Annotated in this window: 17 protein-coding genes; 7 read left to right on the top strand and 10 right to left on the bottom strand. The window is 54.7% G+C overall.

Annotated elements, in window-relative coordinates:
- Positions 1 to 6: 6 nt before the first annotated feature.
- On the top strand, positions 7 to 498 hold the full coding sequence (gene coaD / locus ACR0EO_RS04235) for a pantetheine-phosphate adenylyltransferase (protein ID WP_480687317.1): 492 nt from the start codon (positions 7 to 9) through the stop codon (positions 496 to 498).
- On the opposite strand, the gene gap (ACR0EO_RS04230) is transcribed toward coaD, so the two are convergent.
- The 3 genes from gap (ACR0EO_RS04230) to gap (ACR0EO_RS04220) form a co-directional block, all read right to left on the bottom strand.
- The gene (gap, locus tag ACR0EO_RS04230; protein ID WP_480687315.1) at positions 490 to 1,494 is read right to left on the bottom strand and encodes a type I glyceraldehyde-3-phosphate dehydrogenase; all 1,005 of its coding nucleotides are present in this window, start codon (positions 1,492 to 1,494) and stop codon (positions 490 to 492) included. The two genes, coaD and gap (ACR0EO_RS04230), sit on opposite strands and share 9 nt — an antisense overlap.
- 82 nt (positions 1,495 to 1,576) lie before the next feature.
- Positions 1,577 to 1,720, bottom strand: a complete 144-nt coding sequence (locus tag ACR0EO_RS04225) for a hypothetical protein (RefSeq protein WP_480687314.1) — start codon at positions 1,718 to 1,720, stop codon at positions 1,577 to 1,579.
- Between the two features lie 71 nt (positions 1,721 to 1,791).
- A complete protein-coding gene (gene gap, locus ACR0EO_RS04220; RefSeq protein ID WP_480687312.1) occupies positions 1,792 to 2,793 on the bottom strand; it encodes a type I glyceraldehyde-3-phosphate dehydrogenase in 1,002 nt (333 codons plus the stop codon).
- 179 nt (positions 2,794 to 2,972) lie between these two features.
- Between gap (ACR0EO_RS04220) and ACR0EO_RS04215 the strand changes: the two genes are divergently transcribed.
- Together ACR0EO_RS04215 and ACR0EO_RS04210 are read left to right on the top strand one after the other, a co-directional pair.
- Positions 2,973 to 3,932, top strand: coding sequence for a DUF808 domain-containing protein (locus ACR0EO_RS04215; protein ID WP_480687310.1), 960 nt, complete (start codon positions 2,973 to 2,975; stop codon positions 3,930 to 3,932).
- Positions 3,919 to 4,347, top strand: coding sequence for a hypothetical protein (locus tag ACR0EO_RS04210; RefSeq protein WP_480687308.1), 429 nt, complete (start codon positions 3,919 to 3,921; stop codon positions 4,345 to 4,347). The genes ACR0EO_RS04215 and ACR0EO_RS04210 overlap by 14 nt, the downstream gene beginning before the upstream one ends.
- A gap of 46 nt (positions 4,348 to 4,393) precedes the next feature.
- On the opposite strand, the gene tkt is transcribed toward ACR0EO_RS04210, so the two are convergent.
- On the bottom strand, positions 4,394 to 6,418 hold the full coding sequence (gene tkt / locus ACR0EO_RS04205) for a transketolase (RefSeq protein ID WP_480687306.1): 2,025 nt from the start codon (positions 6,416 to 6,418) through the stop codon (positions 4,394 to 4,396).
- Positions 6,419 to 6,654: 236 nt separating this feature from the next.
- On the opposite strand from tkt, the gene ACR0EO_RS04200 reads away from it, so the two are divergent.
- Genes ACR0EO_RS04200 through ACR0EO_RS04190 form a run of 3 tightly spaced genes read left to right on the top strand, consistent with a single transcriptional unit; the run spans position 6,655 to position 8,188 of the window.
- Entirely contained in the window at positions 6,655 to 7,443 is a 789-nt protein-coding gene (locus ACR0EO_RS04200; protein ID WP_480687304.1) for a hypothetical protein, read from the top strand.
- The gene (locus tag ACR0EO_RS04195) at positions 7,443 to 7,838 is read left to right on the top strand and encodes a cell division protein ZapA (RefSeq protein ID WP_480687302.1); all 396 of its coding nucleotides are present in this window, start codon (positions 7,443 to 7,445) and stop codon (positions 7,836 to 7,838) included. Before ACR0EO_RS04200 ends, ACR0EO_RS04195 begins: the two co-directional genes overlap by 1 nt.
- Positions 7,835 to 8,188 carry an MliC family protein gene (locus ACR0EO_RS04190; RefSeq protein WP_480687300.1) on the top strand — a complete coding sequence of 118 codons (354 nt, stop codon included), beginning with the start codon at positions 7,835 to 7,837 and terminating at the stop codon, positions 8,186 to 8,188. Before ACR0EO_RS04195 ends, ACR0EO_RS04190 begins: the two co-directional genes overlap by 4 nt.
- On the opposite strand, the gene grxD is transcribed toward ACR0EO_RS04190, so the two are convergent.
- The 6 genes from grxD to ACR0EO_RS04160 all read right to left on the bottom strand — a co-directional run bounded on the left by grxD (position 8,189) and on the right by ACR0EO_RS04160 (position 15,181).
- Complete coding sequence (grxD, locus tag ACR0EO_RS04185) at positions 8,189 to 8,551, bottom strand: Grx4 family monothiol glutaredoxin (RefSeq protein WP_155147033.1); 363 nt, start codon at positions 8,549 to 8,551, stop codon at positions 8,189 to 8,191. It abuts the gene before it with no gap.
- Complete coding sequence (locus ACR0EO_RS04180; RefSeq protein ID WP_480687298.1) at positions 8,538 to 8,828, bottom strand: hypothetical protein; 291 nt, start codon at positions 8,826 to 8,828, stop codon at positions 8,538 to 8,540. The genes grxD and ACR0EO_RS04180 overlap by 14 nt, the downstream gene beginning before the upstream one ends.
- Before the next feature lie 175 nt (positions 8,829 to 9,003).
- Entirely contained in the window at positions 9,004 to 9,240 is a 237-nt protein-coding gene (locus ACR0EO_RS04175; protein WP_155147029.1) for a BolA/IbaG family iron-sulfur metabolism protein, read from the bottom strand.
- Positions 9,241 to 9,375: 135 nt separating this feature from the next.
- Entirely contained in the window at positions 9,376 to 11,535 is a 2,160-nt protein-coding gene (gene purL / locus ACR0EO_RS04170) for a phosphoribosylformylglycinamidine synthase subunit PurL (protein WP_480687296.1), read from the bottom strand.
- A gap of 173 nt (positions 11,536 to 11,708) precedes the next feature.
- Positions 11,709 to 13,994, bottom strand: a complete 2,286-nt coding sequence (locus ACR0EO_RS04165; protein WP_480687294.1) for a mechanosensitive ion channel domain-containing protein — start codon at positions 13,992 to 13,994, stop codon at positions 11,709 to 11,711.
- Between the two features lie 278 nt (positions 13,995 to 14,272).
- Positions 14,273 to 15,181, bottom strand: a complete 909-nt coding sequence (locus ACR0EO_RS04160) for a LysR family transcriptional regulator (protein WP_480687292.1) — start codon at positions 15,179 to 15,181, stop codon at positions 14,273 to 14,275.
- Positions 15,182 to 15,350: 169 nt separating this feature from the next.
- On the opposite strand from ACR0EO_RS04160, the gene ACR0EO_RS04155 reads away from it, so the two are divergent.
- A complete protein-coding gene (locus ACR0EO_RS04155; RefSeq protein WP_480687290.1) occupies positions 15,351 to 18,770 on the top strand; it encodes an indolepyruvate ferredoxin oxidoreductase family protein in 3,420 nt (1,139 codons plus the stop codon).
- Positions 18,771 to 18,776: the final 6 nt, after the last annotated feature.

The following is an 18,776-nucleotide window of genomic DNA, read 5'->3' as shown; positions in this document are numbered from 1 at the left end:
ACCGCGATGAGGGTTGGATTATATCCCGGAACATTCGATCCGATCACATTGGGCCACATCGATATTATTCGTCGCGCATCGGCTTTGGTGGACAAGCTTGTCATTGGCGTCGCGATCAACCGGGATAAGGGGCCTTTGTTCTCTCTGGAAGAGCGCGTTGCCATGATTGAGGCGGAGTGCGCCCATCTGACAGCCCAGACTGGCACCGAAATTGTTGCGCACCCGTTCGAAAACCTGCTGATCGATTGTGCCAGAGATGTGGGCGCTCAGCTCATCGTACGCGGACTGCGCGCCGTTGCGGACTTTGAGTACGAATTCCAGATGGTGGGCATGAACCGTGCTCTGGACGATTCGATCGAGACGGTCTTTTTGATGGCCGAAGCACGTCATCAAGCGATTGCCTCGAAGTTGGTCAAGGAAATTGCCCGGCTTAATGGGGACGTGTCGAAGTTCGTCACGCCCCTGGTCAACGATGCTTTGCGCGAACGGTTAGGCTAGGGCGCCCATTGCGACAGCTGTATCCAGCATCCGGTTAGAAAAACCCCATTCGTTGTCGTACCAAGCCAGTACGCGAACTAGTGTGCCGTCAGTCACTTTGGTCTCGGGCAGTGAAACGGTTGAGCTATGAGAATCGTGGTTAAAATCCACCGAGATCAAGGGGCGACTCTCAGCTGCCAAGACGCCGGGAATTTTGCCTGCGGCCTCGACGAACAATGCGTTCACTTCTTCGGCTGTTGTCGGGCGCGAGACTTCTGCGACCAAATCAACAACAGAGACGTTGGGCGTGGGAACACGGATGGCCTGACCGGTCAGCTTGCCGGCAAGTTGTGGAAGTACGAGGCCTACCGCTGAGGCCGCGCCAGTCGTGGTCGGGATCATCGACAACGCAGCGGCACGCGACAGGTAAGGATCTTTGCCTGCTGTATCATGGACTGGCTGGCTGGCCGTGTACGCATGAACAGTTGTCATGTTTCCGTGGACAATACCCAGGCCTGCATCCAGAGCAGCGGCAACAGGCGAAAGGCAGTTCGTCGTGCATGACGCATTTGAAACTACTGTATCCTCCGCAGTTAATTCATGATCGTTGACCCCGTAAACCACTGTTTTCACAGCACCGTCGCCGCGAGCAGGAGCGGAAATCAAAACCTTTTTAGATCCATTTTCAAAATGGCGCGATGCGGCTTCGCGAGTACGGAAGACACCAGTACATTCAAGCACAACGTCCACATCAGACCAGTCCAGCTTTTCTGGCTCTCGCTCACTGGTCAGTCGGATTGGACCCGCGCCTACGTCTAGTCCCGCGTCTGACAACGACACTGGCTTGCTATAACGGCCATGGACGCTGTCGAATTCAAACAGGTGTGCATTGATTTCGGGCTTGGCCAGATCATTGATTGCAATGATCTCGACGTCCGTACGTCCAGATTCCATCACTGCGCGCAATACTCCGCGTCCGATACGTCCAAATCCGTTGATAGCCAGTTTAAGTGTCATTTTCTGCTCCGTCCGAAAGTCGGCTTGCTCAAAGTTAGCGCTAACAAAGCTAAGTTTGCAGAAAAGTCAAGAAAAACCTCTGTCAGCGCCAGAAAGCGAGCCAATCGAGGAAGGCGTAAAGCTTCTTGCCAAGGAAGATCAAATGCTCGGGGCCGAAGACTGCATAATCGATGATAAACCCGCCGAGGATCAGAAGACCCAGCCAGATTGCTATTTGATTGGTCATAGCCGCCCCGAACGAAAATGCCCGCTCAGATAACCTGAGCGGGCAAATAGGTGCAAGATTTCAAACTGATCTTAGTTAAGCCGGCCCATCGCAACAGCGACGTCAGCCATACGAACCGAGAAACCCCACTCATTGTCATACCAAGCCAGAACGCGGACCATGCGGTCGTTTACAACGCGTGTCTGGTCAGGCGCGAAGATCGAGCTTTCTTCGGTGTGGTTAAAATCGGTCGAAACCAGCGGCGCAGGCTCATAGCCCAGAACGCGCTGCATCGGGCCTTGGGCAGCTTCGCGAACGACAGCGTTAACTTCGTCGACGGTAACGTCGCGCGAAGCACGGAAGGTCAGGTCAACCGCAGAAACGTTCGGCGTCGGAACACGAATGGCGGATCCGTCCAGACGGCCTTTGAGGTTTGGCAGAACTTCACCAAGCGCTTTGGCGGCACCCGTCGATGTTGGGATCATCGACATCGCGGCAGCACGAGCGCGGTACAAATCACTGTGGCGACGGTCTAGAGTTGGTTGGTCGCCGGTATACGCATGGATCGTGGTCATGATGCCGTGTTCGATACCAATGCCTTCGTCCAGTACCTTTGCAAGCGGTGCAAGGCAGTTCGTGGTGCAAGATCCGTTCGAGACCATTTTGTCTTCGGTCGTCAGCGAGTTATGGTTCACACCATAAACGATCGTCTTATCGACGTTTTTACCAGGGGCTGACAGCAGGACCTTTTGCGCACCGCGCTCCAGGTGGGTCTTGGCTTTCAGGCCGTCATTGAACTTGCCGGTGCATTCAAGAACAATGTCGCAGCCTTCCCAGTCCAATTCGTTCATGTCATAGGTCGAGAACATCTCCATCGGACCACGGCCCAGATCCATGGTGTTGCCATTGATCGATACATCGCGTGGGAAACGGCCGTGAATGCTGTCGTACTTCAGCAGGTGGGCGGTTGTTTCCAACGGGCCGGTTGCATTGACCTTGATCACTTCGATGTCGTTACGGCCCGACGCGGCGATGTGCGACAGGGTGCAGCGGCCGATGCGGCCAAATCCATTGATGCCGACCTTGATGGTCATGTGATGTCTCCAGATGCACTTGCGTTGGTGGCCATATAGCCGCCATCGGCAATTCTCAAAAGAGCAAAAGTGACATATTTTTAACGTGTTAGCGCAAACTCAGTCCGGTTGCGCTAACGCTTGCGCTAGCCTTAGTATAAGGTAGGGTCGACAACGGCAAAAAGATGAGAGGACGAGGCATGAGCGGTCTGTTGGCCCTGTTGGACGACGTTGCAGGTATTGCAAAGGTCGCGGCGGCATCGGTTGATGATGTCGTTGCAGCGGCAGGAAAAGCGGGTGCAAAGACTGCCGGTGTTATCATTGATGATGCCGCAGTTACGCCGAAGTACGTTCAGGGTTTCGCTCCTGCAAGAGAGTTGCCGATCATCTGGCGGATCGCTCGCGGATCTGTATTCAACAAGATCGTCTTGCTGCTTCCTGTTGCGTTGCTGTTGGCTAATTTTGCGCCTTGGATGATTACGCCTCTGTTGATGCTCGGCGGATCGTATTTATGTTTTGAGGGGGCAGAGAAGATATTTCATGTCCTTTTCCCGCACGGTAGCCATGCCATCGACCAAGACATGAAAATCCGCGACCCCGGTCATCTCGAAGAACAAAAAGTCAAAGGGGCGATCAAGACAGATTTCATTCTCTCAGCTGAGATCATGACGATCGCGCTTGCTGCAATTGAGGCTCCAAACTTGTGGATGCAAGCCGCGACATTAGCAGTGGTAGGCCTTGGTGTCACAGTAGCCGTTTATGGCTCGGTCGCCTTGATCGTAAAGATGGATGACGTGGGTTTGTATTTGGCTCAGAACGCGCCGACACCCGTGGGTCGTGGATTGGGGCGTGGACTGGTTAAGGCTATGCCGGGCGTGATGAAGACCCTGTCGATCGTTGGAACTGCGGCAATGCTGTGGGTCGGCGGATCGATAGTGATACACGGGATGGAAGTTCTTGGCTTTGGGTGGCTGGGCCATCACATTCACGACTGGGCCTATGCGATTGGGCATTCCGTGTCCGAACAATGGGTGGGCGCTGTCGAATGGATCTCCAAGGCCACGATGGATGGCGTGTTTGGTCTGGCATGGGGTATGGTATTGATCCCAGTTGCGACCAAGGTGATAGGACCATTGTTCAATAGGAATGCCGACCACTAAGGTGAAGAATTTCCGCCGAGAAACCTTAATAGATGGGCCTATCATCGGAGAAATCGGATCACGCGGGTCGTCTCGGAGCGGTGCATCCTCGCTTTTCTCTGCGCTGAGCATTGCCGCCGACGAAGTGCCGTTCGATGAAGAAGAACTCTACGGGTTCTTACATTTTCGTATTGATACAGCACTCAAGGCACAGAAGCGTAGTCATTGGTCGGGCGGACGAGTTTACAACACTTTTACCGGGCAATCGGCAACGTACGTTCCACTTTCAGGTACACATCTTCGCCAAGCGTTGTCTTGTATCGGCTTGCAACCACCCAAGAAAGTGGTGGTGCAAGGACGGTATGAGTTGCGATTGGATTACGCTCTGAAAGCCTATGACGCGTTAAAGCGGAAGATTGAAGCCGGAGCCAAATGAAAAGGGCGGCCAGAGCCGCCCTTTGCTTGGTACTTTGTGATTTAGCTTACAGGCCCAGCAGTTCCTTGACCTTGGCAGCGGTTGCTTCGGCGGTGATGCCGAAATGTTTGTAAAGCTCACCTGCCGGAGCTGATGCACCAAAGCCTGACATGCCGATGAAACCTGCTTTGGCTTCACGGCCACGTTCACCCAACAGCCAGCGATCCCAGCCTCCGGCGCGAACAGCGGCCTCAATGCCGACACGTACCGGACCTGCGGGAAGGACACGTTTGCGATACGCTTCGTCTTGCTGAGCGAACAGTTCCATGCAAGGCATCGAAACGACGCGAGTGCCGATGCCTTCGGCCTCGAGCATCGCTTTGGCTTCCATCGCCAAAGAAACCTCGGAACCGGTGGCGATCAGGATGGCCTGACGCTTGCCTTCGGCTTCGGCCAAAACATAAGCGCCCTGAGACACAAGGTTCTTGGTCTTGTGATCCTTACGGACAGTCGGGACACCTTGACGGGTCAGCGACAGCACCGAAGGACTTTCCTTGAAGGTCAGCGCCAGTTCCCATGCTTCGGCAGTCTCAACTGAGTCGGCGGGACGGAAGACGAAGGTGTTCGGGGTCGCACGCGAAATCGCCAGATGCTCAACGGGTTGGTGGGTCGGTCCGTCTTCGCCCAGGCCAATTGAGTCATGGGTCATAACGAAAACGGACGGGACTTTCATCAACGCAGCCAGACGCATGGACGGGCGCGCATAATCTGTGAAGGCCATGAAGGTTCCGCCATAAGGACGGATGCCGCCATGCAGCGCCATACCGTTCATTGCGGCAGCCATGCCGTGTTCGCGAATACCGTAATGGATGTAGCGGCCTTTACGGTTTTCCGGCAGGAAGACACCCATATCAGCAGATTTGGTGTTGTTTGATCCAGTCAGGTCAGCCGATCCGCCTACGGTCTCGGTCATGATCGGGTTCACAACGTTCAGAACCTTCTCGGACGAGGCGCGGGTGGCCAGTTTCGGCTGGTCTTCAGAGATCTGCTTTTTGAACGCGCGGATCGCTCCGGCCAGCTTTTTTGGTGCTTCAAACGCGTAGGCGCGGTTGAATTCTGACTGCTTGCGTTCAGAGAGTTGCGAAAAGCGCTCTTCCCATTCTGCACGCTCAGTCGCACCGCGGCTGCCAATCGCTTCCCACGCGGACTTTACATTGGAAGGAACTTCGAACGCATCATGCGGCCAGCCGTATCCTTCTTTTGCTGCTTTCAGCTGATCCTGATCAGTCAAAGCGCCGTGGCCCTTCGAGGTATCCTGTGCCGCGTGACCCAAAGCGATGTGGCTTTCGCAGGCGATCATGGTCGGTTTGTTCGACTTTTTTGCCTGTACGATAGCTGCGTCGATGGCTTGCGGGTCGTGGCCGTCGATCTCGATCACATGCCAGCCCGAAGCCGCAAAACGGCGGACCTGGTCTGTACGGTCGGCGATATCAACGGTGCCGTCGATGGTAATGTTGTTGTTGTCCCAGAAGACGATCAGCTTGCTCAACTCATGGCGACCAGCCAGAGTGATTGCTTCCTGGCTTACACCCTCCATGAGGCAGCCGTCGCCAGCGATCACGTAAGTGTAGTGATCCACGACCTTCTTGCCGTAATGCGCGCGCTGGATTTCTTCGGCCATGGCAAAGCCCACGGCGTTCGAGATGCCCTGACCCAGAGGGCCGGTTGTGGTCTCGATCCCTTCGACCAGGAAGTTTTCCGGATGGCCCGCTGTTTTCGCGCCCAACTGGCGGAAGTTCTTGATCTCATCCAGTGTTACGTCAGCGTGACCGGTCAAATAGAGTAGCGAATAGACCAGCATCGAACCGTGACCCGCGGACAGGATGAACCGGTCGCGGTCAGGCCAGTTCGGAGCAGCGGCATCGAATTTCAGGTGCTTTTCGAACAGCACGGTCGCGACGTCGGCCATGCCCATTGGCATACCGGAATGGCCAGAATTGGCGGCGGCGACGGCGTCTAGGGTCAGGGTGCGGATGGCCGCAGCTTTGTCCCAGTGTTCGGGGTTTGCATTGCGCAGCGCAGTCAGGTCCACGGGCGTTGTTCCTTTGGATTACAGGCAGATGAGGCGCTCAATACCATTCACCCCCCAAAGTGCAAGCAGAACTGGGTGTTTCGTCCCGTTTGTGGATCAAGAAAGCTGCCCAAGTTATTGAAACCAAACAGTGGGTATTTTCCGCTTCGTTAGGTTAGACTAGGTCAAGACGCGGACGATGTTGATTCGGACAAACCCGCGATACGAAGTAACCTTGGTAAAGAGGTGGCAGAGGCATGAGTCAGATCGAAGAACTACAACGCCGTATTGTTGCTGCGATGGACCGGATCGGAACCGGCGTTGAGGCACTGCGGGATGCAGCACCGGTCAGTGGTGGAGCAGATGAAACCCTGCAATCTGCGCTGAATGACGAGCGCATCGCGAATGCGCAACTGGAAGAGCGCCTCAAAACACTGAAAGAACGTCACGAGCAGGAAGTCGACGCCATGCGCGTTGACATGGAAACCCTACGGACTGCTCCGGTTGAGGACCCCGAAAACAGTGCGTTGCGAGAGCAATTGGCCGAGGCAACCGCCAAGCTGGCTTCGGTCGAGGCCGCGCGCGCGGAACTAGCAGAAGCCAAGGCCGCGTTAGAGAACCAAGACGAACTGAAGGCGGAGAACGCGCAGTTGAAATCTGCCGTGGCCGCGGCGCAGGACGTTCAGGCTGAAAATGCACGTCTGCGGTCGGAACTCGCCGACAGTGAACGCGTCGCTGAACTGAGCGCGGAGCTGGATATGCTGCGCGCAGAACGTGCAAGCCACGGCGCGGCAATGTCCCGTTTGGATGACGATTTGCAACGGATGCGCAAAGCCAACGAGCAGTTGCGCCAATCTGTGGACGAGTTGCGTGCAGCCGCCGAAGAAGGTGTGCCTGATGCTGAGCTTCTCAACCGCGCCACAGTAGCAGAGCTTGAAGCTACGCGCGCTGCTCAAGCAACAGACGCCGCCGAAGCACACGCGGTACTGGCCCGACTGGAACCACTGCTATCGCAGGCTAAACTGGCAGAAGGAGAGGTTGAGTAATGCCCGAGGTGACCATTCAAATCGGTGGACGCGGCTTTGAGGTCTCGTGCCAGGAGGGGGAAGAGACGTTTCTGCATTCGGCAGCAAAGATGCTGGATGATGAGGCCCAAGTCCTGTCGGATCAAATAGGGCGTATGCCAGAATCTCGAATGTTGCTGATGGCCGGCTTAATGCTGGCGGATAAAACTGCGGGAACAGACGATAAGATCAAAGCACTCGAGGCGAAATTGGCAGCGGTCGAAGCTGATCTGCATGCGCTTAGAAACATGCCACAGCCCGAACCTGAAAGAATTGAGGTGGCCGTAGTGCCGCCTTCGGTAACAGATACTCTGGCAGAACTAGCTGCAAGAGCTGAAGCCTTAGCATCGGTGATTGAAGAAAGGTCAGGCGGATGAGTGCCTTACGAGTAATTGTTTGCGCAGCTGCGTTCGCGATCCCTGGAGGGATGGCTTCGGCGCAGATCGACATTCTGCCAGTAACGTTCACCTGCGATAACGGTGTTCCATTGGAAATTGCGTATTTCAACGCTCCCGATGGTTCCAGCGCTGCTGCGATGATGGTGGACAATCAGTTGGTCACTCTGCGACAAGCCGAAAGCGCATCGGGTATTCGTTACGAATCTGAAGGACGGGCAGGGAAGTACATCCTGCGTTCCAAAGGCTGGGACGCCACTGTGAGCTATCTGGCGACAGGCGCTGATGCCGCCAGTGAGCAGGTTGTCTTACAAAATTGCGTCAGCCGCTAATCAGGCGTTTGCTTCACGGATCTTGTCAGCGGCTTCTTTGTTGTAGCCAACACCGTTGTCGTCAAACAGCGTGTCCAGTTCGCCCGACAGGGTCATCTCGGTGATAATATCGCAGCCGCCGACGAATTCGCCTTTAACGTAAAGCTGCGGAACGGTCGGCCAGTCGGAATAATCCTTGATGCCCTGACGAACTTCTTCGTCGGCCAGAACATTAACGTCAGTATAATCGACGCCCATGTAGTTCAGCACACCGGCCACGCGAGACGAGAAACCGCACTGCGGCATTTCCTTGGTGCCTTTCATGTACAGCACCACATCGTTGGCTTTGACGGTTTCGTCGATTTGGGTCTTAACGTCGCTCATCTTGCTTGTCCTCTTCACCCGCTTCCCGGGCGTTCGTTTCATTCTGTGACGGGTCAGAGGTCCAGCCTTCTTCCTCTAACCGCCGGTGTTCGGCTTGCGCGAGGGCCAGCGGATCCAGCCCGTATCTTTCAATGCCGCCAACCTTGCTGATTTTGTCCGGGTCTGGGCGCATGTCCGCAAGGTTACGTTTTCTGTTCCGCTTCACATAGGCTTCGATCAGAGCGGCGGCAACTATCAATGTTGCGGGTACACCTATCCAGAATAGCCAACCGTTCATTTTGGACCCTTAAACTAATATTAGCGTCGTCTAGTTTCCCTGTGATACGCCAACAACTTGGCTCGTCTTTTTACCAGTTTCCGTAGATTACACATCAAAAAACCGGTCAACGAGTTGGATATGCCAAAGATCAGATAGGTTAGTTTCAGTGGAACCCATCCGATCGGTTCATGAACTATTCAGGCACTTTGGTCGTGAGCGCCAGTGCGTGCAACTCTCCGTCAGGGCCGTCCATTTTGCCTTTCAGAGCAGCATAAACAGCGCGTTGCTGCTGAACCCGGTTTTTCCCGCGAAAGCTTTCGTCCACGACCATGGCGGACATATGTACGCCGTCATGCCCGCCAACCTGAATTTCCGCATCCGGAAAGGCTTCGCGCAGCAGGTGTTCGATTTCGTGGGCGCTCATCGGCATGTAGGTAACTCCTGAAGGTCTTTCCCAAGATGTAGAGCGCCAAAGCGGGGCGCGCAAGGGTGAGAAGATGGTGTGAAAAAGACAAAACCTGCGCTCGGATGAGCGCAGGCCTAGCAATCGAAACACTATCGGTTGTTAAGCAACAGCCTCGGCAAAGCTGCTGCGGAATGTTGCAGTCAGATCCTCGAGCGAAGCTTCAGAGTTCCCAATGCGCACACTGTCACCAGTGAAGCGACCAACCGAAACCAGCGGAACGCCAGCTTGACCCGCAGCAATCATCAATGCTTCGGCCTGATCGAAATTACAGGCCACCAGGTAGCGCGCTTGATCTTCGCCGAACAGGAATTCGGTTGATGCCTCATCAAGGTGAACGCCAACGCCTGCGGCCTCAGCCAACTCAAAGGCGGCTAGAGCAAGCCCGCCATCGCCCAAATCTGTACAAGCCTTGATCATATCTCGGTTAGCCCTGATGAACTCGCCGTTGCGCCTTTCGGCATCCAGATCGACATGAGGTGCGTCGCCGTCTTCGCGATTAAACACTTCGGTCAGCAGGGCGGATTGACCCAAGTGACCGTTGGTTTCACCTATGATCAACGCAACATGGCCTTCGCGAACCTCGTTACCGATGATTTCGTCGGTATGGGTTAGCAGGCCAACAGCACCGATGGTCGGAGTGGGCAGGATCGCTTGACCGTCGGTCTCGTTATAAAGCGACACGTTGCCCGATACGATTGGCATATCGAGCGCTGCGACGGCCTCACCGATGCCCTGAATGGCACCAACGAATTGGCCCATGATCTCAGGCTTTTCTGGATTTCCGAAGTTCAGGTTGTCTGTGGTCGCCAGCGGCTTTGCACCGACGGCCGTCAGGTTCCGGTAGGCTTCAGCCACGGCTTGCTTCCCGCCCTCGACCGGGTTGGCACGCACATAGCGCGGCGTCACGTCACTGGTGAATGCCAGTGCCTTATCTGTGCCGTGAACACGGACCATACCGGCGCCTAGGCCCGGTGTGCGCGCGGTGTCGGCCATGACCATCGTGTCGTATTGCTCATAGACCCATTGTTTGCCCGCATAGTTGGGCGAGGAGAGCAGGGCGCGCAGACCGTCGATTGGGTCAATTTGCGGGACCTCGGACAGTTCTTCAGCTTCAGGTGTCGCCACCCAGGGGCGGTCATACTCTGGTGCCGTCGAGGACAATTTCGACAGGACGAGATCGGCTTTCACCTCGCCGTTGTGGACAATAAGGAAACGATCTTCGGCGATCGTTTCGCCAACAATAGCGAAATCTAGGTCCCATTTTTCGAACACAGCGCGCGCTTCGGCTTCAAGCTCAGGCTTGAGGACCATCAGCATGCGTTCCTGAGATTCTGACAGCATCATCTCATAGGCGGTCATATTCTCTTCACGCTGTGGGACGTTCTCAAGATCCAAGCGCACGCCCAAACCACCTTTGTCGCCCATCTCGACAGCAGAACAAGTCAGGCCAGCAGCGCCCATGTCCTGGATCGAGATAACTGCGCCAGTTTGCATCAGCTCAAGCGTGGCTTCCATCAGACGCTTTTCGGTAAAGGGGTCACCGACTTGAACAGTGGGGCGCTTTTCTTCGATGGTGTCGTCGAATTCGGCTGAGGCCATTGTCGCGCCGCCCACGCCATCACGGCCAGTTTTCGCACCCAGATAGACGACGGGCATACCGACGCCTGACGCCGCAGAGTAGAAAATCTTATCGCTGTCCGCCAAACCTGCCGCAAAAGCGTTCACCAGGCAGTTGCCATTGTACGCGGGATGGAACCGAACTTCGCCGCCAACGCAGGGAACGCCAAAGCAGTTACCATAGCCGCCGATGCCTTCTACCACTCCGTTGACCAGTTGACGGGTCTTGTGGTGGCCCGGCTCGCCGAAGGACAGCGCATTCATCGAGGCGATGGGGCGGGCGCCCATAGTGAATACATCACGCAGGATGCCTCCAACTCCGGTCGCGGCACCTTGGTACGGCTCAATGTATGATGGGTGGTTGTGGCTTTCCATCTTGAAGACGACAGCTTGTCCATCGCCAATATCGACGACGCCAGCATTTTCGCCAGGCCCGCATATCACCTGAGGGCCAGAGGTCGGCAACGTGCGCAGCCATTTCTTAGAGGATTTATACGAGCAATGCTCGTTCCACATGGCCGAAAAGATGCCCAACTCAGTGAATGTCGGCTCGCGCCCGATGATCTCAAGGATCATTTCGTATTCATCGGGCTTAAGCCCATGTGCGGCGATCAGATCGGGGGTGATTGCGGGCTCTTGCATCTTCTGTCCTGTGTCCAAGTGGGCCGAGATTGCGCGCCTTGTAGGGCAAGGGAGCGCCCGTGGAAAGAGTTAAGACTGGCAACGGTATGTTTGACGCGGTCAAGTGACCAAAAATACGGCCGCCCGACTAGAAAGCGGGGCGGCCGAAAGTCGTTTTCACAGTTTGGCTCGAACTACTTCGGAGCGCCGTGTTCCGATCCCGGTTTTTGAGCTTGTTGCTCGGCCTGCTGGTTTGCGACCTCGCCCGCAGCGGCTCCTATGGCTGCTTTTTGCTCTTCGCTTAGATGATCGGCATCCTCAAGTCCGGGGATCGCAACGCGAACCTCACGTCGAGCAAAGTCGATGCCGTTTTCTTTGAACGCTGCTTTGACTCGGTTAAAGATCTCTTTTCGCAGGGTGAACTGCTTTCCAGGCTTAGCCATGAACTTGCCGCGGATAATCATACCGACATCGTCAAAGTCGAACACGCCTTGAGACTTGAAGGGCTGGAGGAAGCCATCCTTATGAACCTCATCCTCCATCATTTCAGCACCGATCTTCTTAAAGATCTTCTTCACCTTGTTCGGATCGGTGTCGAAGGGCACGGTGAACTTGAGCTTCATGATGACCCAGTCACGGCTGTAGTTGGTCAGTTTTTGAATTTCACCATATGGAATCGTGTGAACAGGTCCGCGGTGATGGCGCAACTGCATCGAGCGGATCGAGATTTTTTCAACCGTGCCGGTGGTGCCGCCGACGTCGACGTATTCGCCAACTCTGAAGGCATCGTCGATCAGGAAGAAAATACCGCCCACAATGTCCGAAACCAGCTTTTGAGCGCCAAAACCGATAGCCAAGCCCAGGATACCAGCACCAGCCAACAGCGGTGTAATATCCAGACCCAGAGCGCCCAGCGCCAAAAGTACGAAGATCACGGCGATAGCTACCTGTGCTGTCACGCGCAGAAGGGGGAGAACCGTTGCCAAACGCGATCCGCCAGACCCACCGCCTTCGCCAGCTTCCTCATCAGGGCTCTGCTCAGCAGCGGTTTGCTCTTTCGCCAGACGACGGTTGATCCAGAGCGAGACAACCTCGTTCAGAATGTATCCGATTGCGATAATAATGAAGAACTGGATGATCTTGCTGCCAGACTCATCATCTCCACCAGCGATTTCCTGAAGATCCAAATCCCATGCATTTGCAATCATCAGGATGACCAGAATGCCGGCGAGAACACGCCCGATACGGATATAGCTACGTTTGGTTGATTTGTATGCGCGCTCAGCCACGGGGCCGTCACCCAGCATAGGGGGCTGAAGGTGGCGCACCAGACCACGTATCAAGGTGTCTAACGCCGGAGCGATTAACAACCAGAACATCGTAGTGAAGTGTGCACCATGTGCCAGCAGCTCAAAGATTGCAGGGTTGCGCTGCGAAGATAGGTATTCGACCAGCAGCCACGTACCTGCGGAAACACCAATTGCAAGATAGGGGTAGAGTCTAGCGACTTCCTCGTCAAAACGCGTACGATCTGGGTCAGACCCGCGCATCATGTCGGTGAGGCCGTCGCGCGCGCGCCAAGCGATAACACCGATATAGATGTGGATCGCGGTGTTCAGCCAGAAACCCAATCGTGACTCACCCGGCGGGACACCATTCAACGCGTTGAAATCCAAGATGAACAGGGTGAAACCGATCAGCAGGAACAGACCGATCAAATTGCGGTGCAAGTACTTAGCCCAGTGATCGTCTACGTTTACCAGACGAAGATCGTGTTGTTTGGGGGCCAGAATAAAGCGCGAAATAGCAGCACCCAAACGTGGGAACCAGATCAGGTAGAAGACGAAGGGCGCGGCCTGAGCTATTTGTTGTTCATTCAACAGCTGCCGACCGACAAACACTAGCGTGTAGTAAAAGACCAAAAGGCCAAGGAATTCGCAGAGAAACCGCTTGAACAGAAAGGTTACGGCGCCTCTTAGGTTAGAAGACGCGTCGCCTTCAACAACCTTTACCCATCGGCGTGTCCAAAGCCCCACAACTTTTTCAGCGGCATATCCAACGGCCAGCGCCAAAAAGGTAAATCCGAACAAGGTCATCAGCCCATTCGCACCGAATGTCGATCCAAAATTCGAGAACGCTTCGACCTGAGCGGAAATAAGTAGGGGAATTTTTCGGATCACATCCAGCCAAGAGGCTGTCATGCTGCTGATGGTGTCCGAGATCGTTTGGACCAAGCTTTTACGTCCGGATGTCGTTTCGACCTGCTGAGAGGCAACGGCGTCCAGTCGCTCCAGCAGGATCGCGCGGACCTGATCGTCGGACATCCGGGCAACCATGTCGTCCACTTGTTCTGGCGTCAGGTCATCTGGAATTGTGATGGTAGCCGTTGAACTGGCGGAGCCGTTTTCCTGAGCAGCCAATGGGCCTGATAGGAGCACAACTGAAAGGATCGCCATTAAAAGACGAATAGGGTGAAACATCGAATCTGTCCTCGAACACACAAATTGGTGATTTTTGCACGATCATAGGTTTAAGTGCCCGACTTTCCCAGATGTTTTGCCTTTTCGACGTCGGCTTGACACGAAATGGCAAAAAAAAGGCCGAGCTCTAAGCTCGGCCGTAGTCCAACAGGGAGGTATGAAGATGATGAGCGTTTCAGCATCACCGCCTTCGAGTGCTCATTTAGGGATCACTTTGTGAACGATCAAGATATTTCAGGCTGATCCTTGGTCATGTCCGTTATGACCAAGGCGCATAGCTAGAGTTTTCCCATTTGCTTCAGTTGTTTACGCTGAGCAATGATTTCATCTTGTACAAAGTCCCGGAATGCCGCGACGCGCTTTGAATGCCGCAACTCTTCGGGATAGGCGAGGTATACAGGAACATCGGCCGTTTCGATGTCTGACAAGATCGGAACGAGATGCGGGAAATCCTGAGTTACATAGTCTGGCAGCACACCAATACCCAGATTGTGCAACACACCTTGCAGAACCCCAAAGTAGTTATTCACCGTTAAGAGGGAACCGGGGTTATACGTCATCAGATGTCGAACCATTGATGCACTTGCCCCAACCTGCGGCGCGGAGGGCGTTTGGCAAATTAACCGGTGGTCTTTGATCTCATCCAGGGATTGCAGCATACCACCGTGCGTTTCGATGTACTCTTGCGTTGCATACAGAGTCATCTGAACGGTCATCAGCCGCTTGCGCACCAGATCCGCCTGACTTGGTTCCTTCATGCGGATAGCAACATCAGCTTCGCGCATGGGAAGGTCCAGAACCCGCTCTTCTAGCATTAGGTCAATGTTGAGGTCAGGGTATTGTTCATAGAGCTTTGGAAGGCGAGGGGCCAGCCAGAGGGTTCCAAAGCCAAAGGTTGTGGTGACACGCAGAACACCAAAGACTTCTTCTTCACTGTCGCGAATTCTAGCAGCGGCCGCGTCCAGTCTTTTGGACATGGCGGATGTAGCGTCAAACAGCAACTCACCTTGTTCCGTCAGGATCAGGCCACGGGCGTGACGGTGAAACAAGGTCGAATCAAGCGATTCTTCCAATGCCCTAATTTGCCGACTTACCGCAGATTGTGACAGGTTCAGCTTGTCACCCGCATGTGTCAGGCTGCCCGCGTCCGCGACCGCGTGAAATATCCTAAGCTTGTCCCAATCCATCGCCGCAACTTTCGTTATCTTTCGGAAGGCCTATATGAAATAGGTAACAACTTCCACAATCAAACCGTGAAATCCTTAGGATTCAGAGGATAAACCCTATACAGGTCAGAAATTATGACCTAATATGGGTGAAAATGTAGCACACTGATCTGACGAGGGGAGGCGTCTGATGAGTCAGCCACAAATATCGTTAAACGACCGCTTTGACCTGAACAAAAACCCTGTTCTGCTGAACGGAACCCAAGCTCTTGTTCGCTTGATGCTGATGCAGAAAGCCCGTGATAAGCAAGCTGGCTTAAACACAGCCGGGCTTGTGACGGGATACCGTGGGTCTCCTTTGGGGGCTGTTGATCAGCAAATGACGCGTGCCCAAAAGCAATTGGTCGAAAGTGACATCACCTTTCAGTACGGACTGAACGAAGATCTGGCTGCGACAGCCCTTTGGGGGAGCCAGCAGGCTGGACTGCGCGGAGACGGTAAGTTCGACGGGGTCTTTGGCCTATGGTACGGGAAGGGGCCGGGCGTTGACCGATCCGGCGATGTAATGCGCCACGCAAACATGGCAGGCACCGCGCAGCACGGTGGCGTGCTGATGGCAATGGGCGATGACCATACGGGTGAAAGTTCAACTGTATTGCATCAGTCCGAATGGTCGCTTGTCGACATGTATATGCCGATCGTAAGCCCCGCAGGTGTTCAAGAGATTTTAGACTACGGTGTCTATGGTTTCGCGCTTAGCAGGTTTGCGGGTGTTTGGGTCGGTCTGAAAACAATGAAAGACACGATCGAGGTAACGTCCGTCGTGGATGGAAGCCCCGAGCGAATGAACCTCGTTGTTCCTGATTTCGATATGCCCGAGGGTGGCTTGAATATCCGCCTAGGCGACACGCCGCACTTGCAAGAAGGGCGTATCATTGATTTCAAGCGCTTCGCTGCCGAAACGTTCTCACATGCAAACAAGATGGACCGGCGTGTTTGGGGCAAACCCGGAGCAAAGATTGGGTTTGTCGCTGCAGGTAAGAACTGGCTCGACTTAACGCATGCCATGTCACTCTTGAACATCGATCAGGCCGAGGCAGAGCGTCTGGGCATCACAACTTACAAGGTCGGACAGACTTTTCCGTTGGACATGGCTGGGTTTCACGACTGGGCCGAGGGTCTGGACCTGATTGTTATTGTTGAGGAAAAGCGCAAGCTGATTGAGGTACAGGTCAAGGAAGCCATATTTGACGATCGCCGTGGGCGTCGTGTTTACGGCTGGTACAAGGGCGGAGCCGGCACATTGCACCGCGAGGAGCTGTTCCCAACCCGTGGTGCTCTCGACCCGATCATGATCGCCGAGAAACTGGGCGGCATTCTGATAGAAGAGGGGCGCGATACCGATGGTGTTCGTGCCGGTCTGGAAAGCCTTTCAGAGGCGCGGCGCGCTGATAACGCCGAAGAGATTGCAACGCGACTTCCATATTTCTGTTCAGGTTGCCCGCATAACAGCTCGACCAAGGTGCCCGAAGGTAGCCGCGCTTACGCCGGTATTGGGTGTCACTATATGGTGCAGTGGATGGACCGGGAAACCACCGGATTCACACAGATGGGGGGCGAAGGCGCGAATTGGATTGGTGAGGAGCCATTCTCAACGACGAAACACGTATTCCAAAACCTGGGTGACGGCACGTACAACCATTCGGGCGTTCAGGCGATCCGCGCTGCGCTGTCGGCTGATACAAATATCACCTTCAAAATCTTGTTTAACGACGCTGTCGCTATGACCGGCGGCCAAGACAATGAAGGTGACCTCACAGCCGAACGGATCGTGGCCGAGATCAAGGCAATGGGTGTCCGGCATGTGGCCTTGGTTTACGATGAAAAAGAAGACGTGAACTTCAAAGCATTGCCGTCGAGCGTCGAAACCTTCGAACGTGCCGAGCTTATGCGGGTTCAGGAGCGTTTCCGTGAAATAGAAGGCGTTTCGGCCATCGTTTACGTTCAAACCTGTGCCGCCGAAAAACGGCGTCGTCGCAAACGGGGCGCATTCCCGGATCCGGACAAGCGGGTATTCATCAACACCGACATTTGCGAGGGATGCGGAGACTGCGGGGTCCAGTCGAACTGTGTTTCAATTGTTCCCAAGGAAACCGAGCTTGGGCGCAAGAGAGCCATCGATCAATCGAGCTGCAACAAGGACTTCTCTTGCCTAAACGGTTTTTGCCCGTCGTTCGTCACTTTGGAGGGCGCTAAAATCCGCAAGGAAGCGACAACCGAGATTGAGTTGCCGGATTTGCCGCAGCCAATTCTCCCTGAGATCAAAGGAACTCATAACGTCGTAATCACCGGTGTTGGAGGAACCGGGGTCGTAACTTTGGGCGCTGTTCTTGCGCAGGCAGCGCAAATTGACGGCAAAGGCGCCGGCATGATGGAGATGGCGGGCCTAGCCCAAAAAGGCGGTGCAGTGCATATCAATTGTCGACTGGCCAACCGTCCTGAGGATATTAGTGCTATTCGCGTTGCAACCGGCGAAGCGCATGCATTAATCGGCGGTGATTTGGTCGTATCTGCAGGCGCTAAAACGCTGGGCCTGACGCGAACAGGTCTAACTGGCGCCGTCGTTAACAGTCATGAGACAGTCACCGGTGATTTTACGCGCGACACCGAATTCCGCATTCCCGGTGACCGGTTGGAGCTTGCTCTTCAAGCGCGATTGAAAGAGGGGCTGTCACTTTTCGACGCCACTGAACTGGCGCGGGCCGTAATGGGCGACTCAATTTACTCGAACATGATGATCTTTGGTGCTGCATGGCAACGTGGATTGCTACCGGTAAGCCACGAAGCTCTTCTTAAGGCAATTGAGCTGAATGGAACCGCCGTCGAACGCAACAAGCGGGCTTTCGACATTGGCCGTTGGGCAGTTTTGCATCCGCAGGAAATCTCAGAGATTCTTGCACCCAACGTAGCCGAATTGCCGAAAACACTGGATCAAATGATCGATTTCCGCGCTCAACATCTTACGGCTTATCAAAACGGGCGACTCGCCAAAAGTTACCGGAAATTGGTCGATTCATTTGAAGATGAACACATCCGAGAGGCTGTGGCGAAAGGCTATCACAAGTTGCTGTCGTATAAGGATGAGTACGAAGTAGCCCGATTGATGCTGGAAAGTCGTGATAAGGCCGCGGCAGAGTTCGATGGTGACTTCAAAATGAAGTTTCATTTAGCACCTCCGATCTTAGGAGGCACCGGACCAAACGGACGACCTAAAAAACGCGAATTCGGCGAGTGGATGCTTGGGCCCCTGAAGGTCATGAGCAAGTTCAAGGTCCTCCGCGGTACTCCATTCGATATATTCAGCTATAGCGCCGAGCGTCGCATGGAGCGTGCACTGATCAAGCAATATGAGCGTGATATCAAAGAGGTAGCGCCCCTTGTTACGGCGCAAACGCACGATGCGGTTGTTGCTTTGGCCAGATTACCGTTGGATATTCGCGGATTTGGCCCTGTACTGCTGGCCAACGAGGCCAAGGCCGCGAAACGGCGAGAAGAGCTATTGGCGACCATTCGAAACGGGGGGCCTGAGCTGAGGGCAGCTGCCGAGTAAAGCCGT

This window comes from Ruegeria sp. BE9, assembly GCF_056538765.1.
Note: the sequence above shows the minus strand (reverse complement) of the source record. Positions and strands in the feature narration are given on the sequence as shown.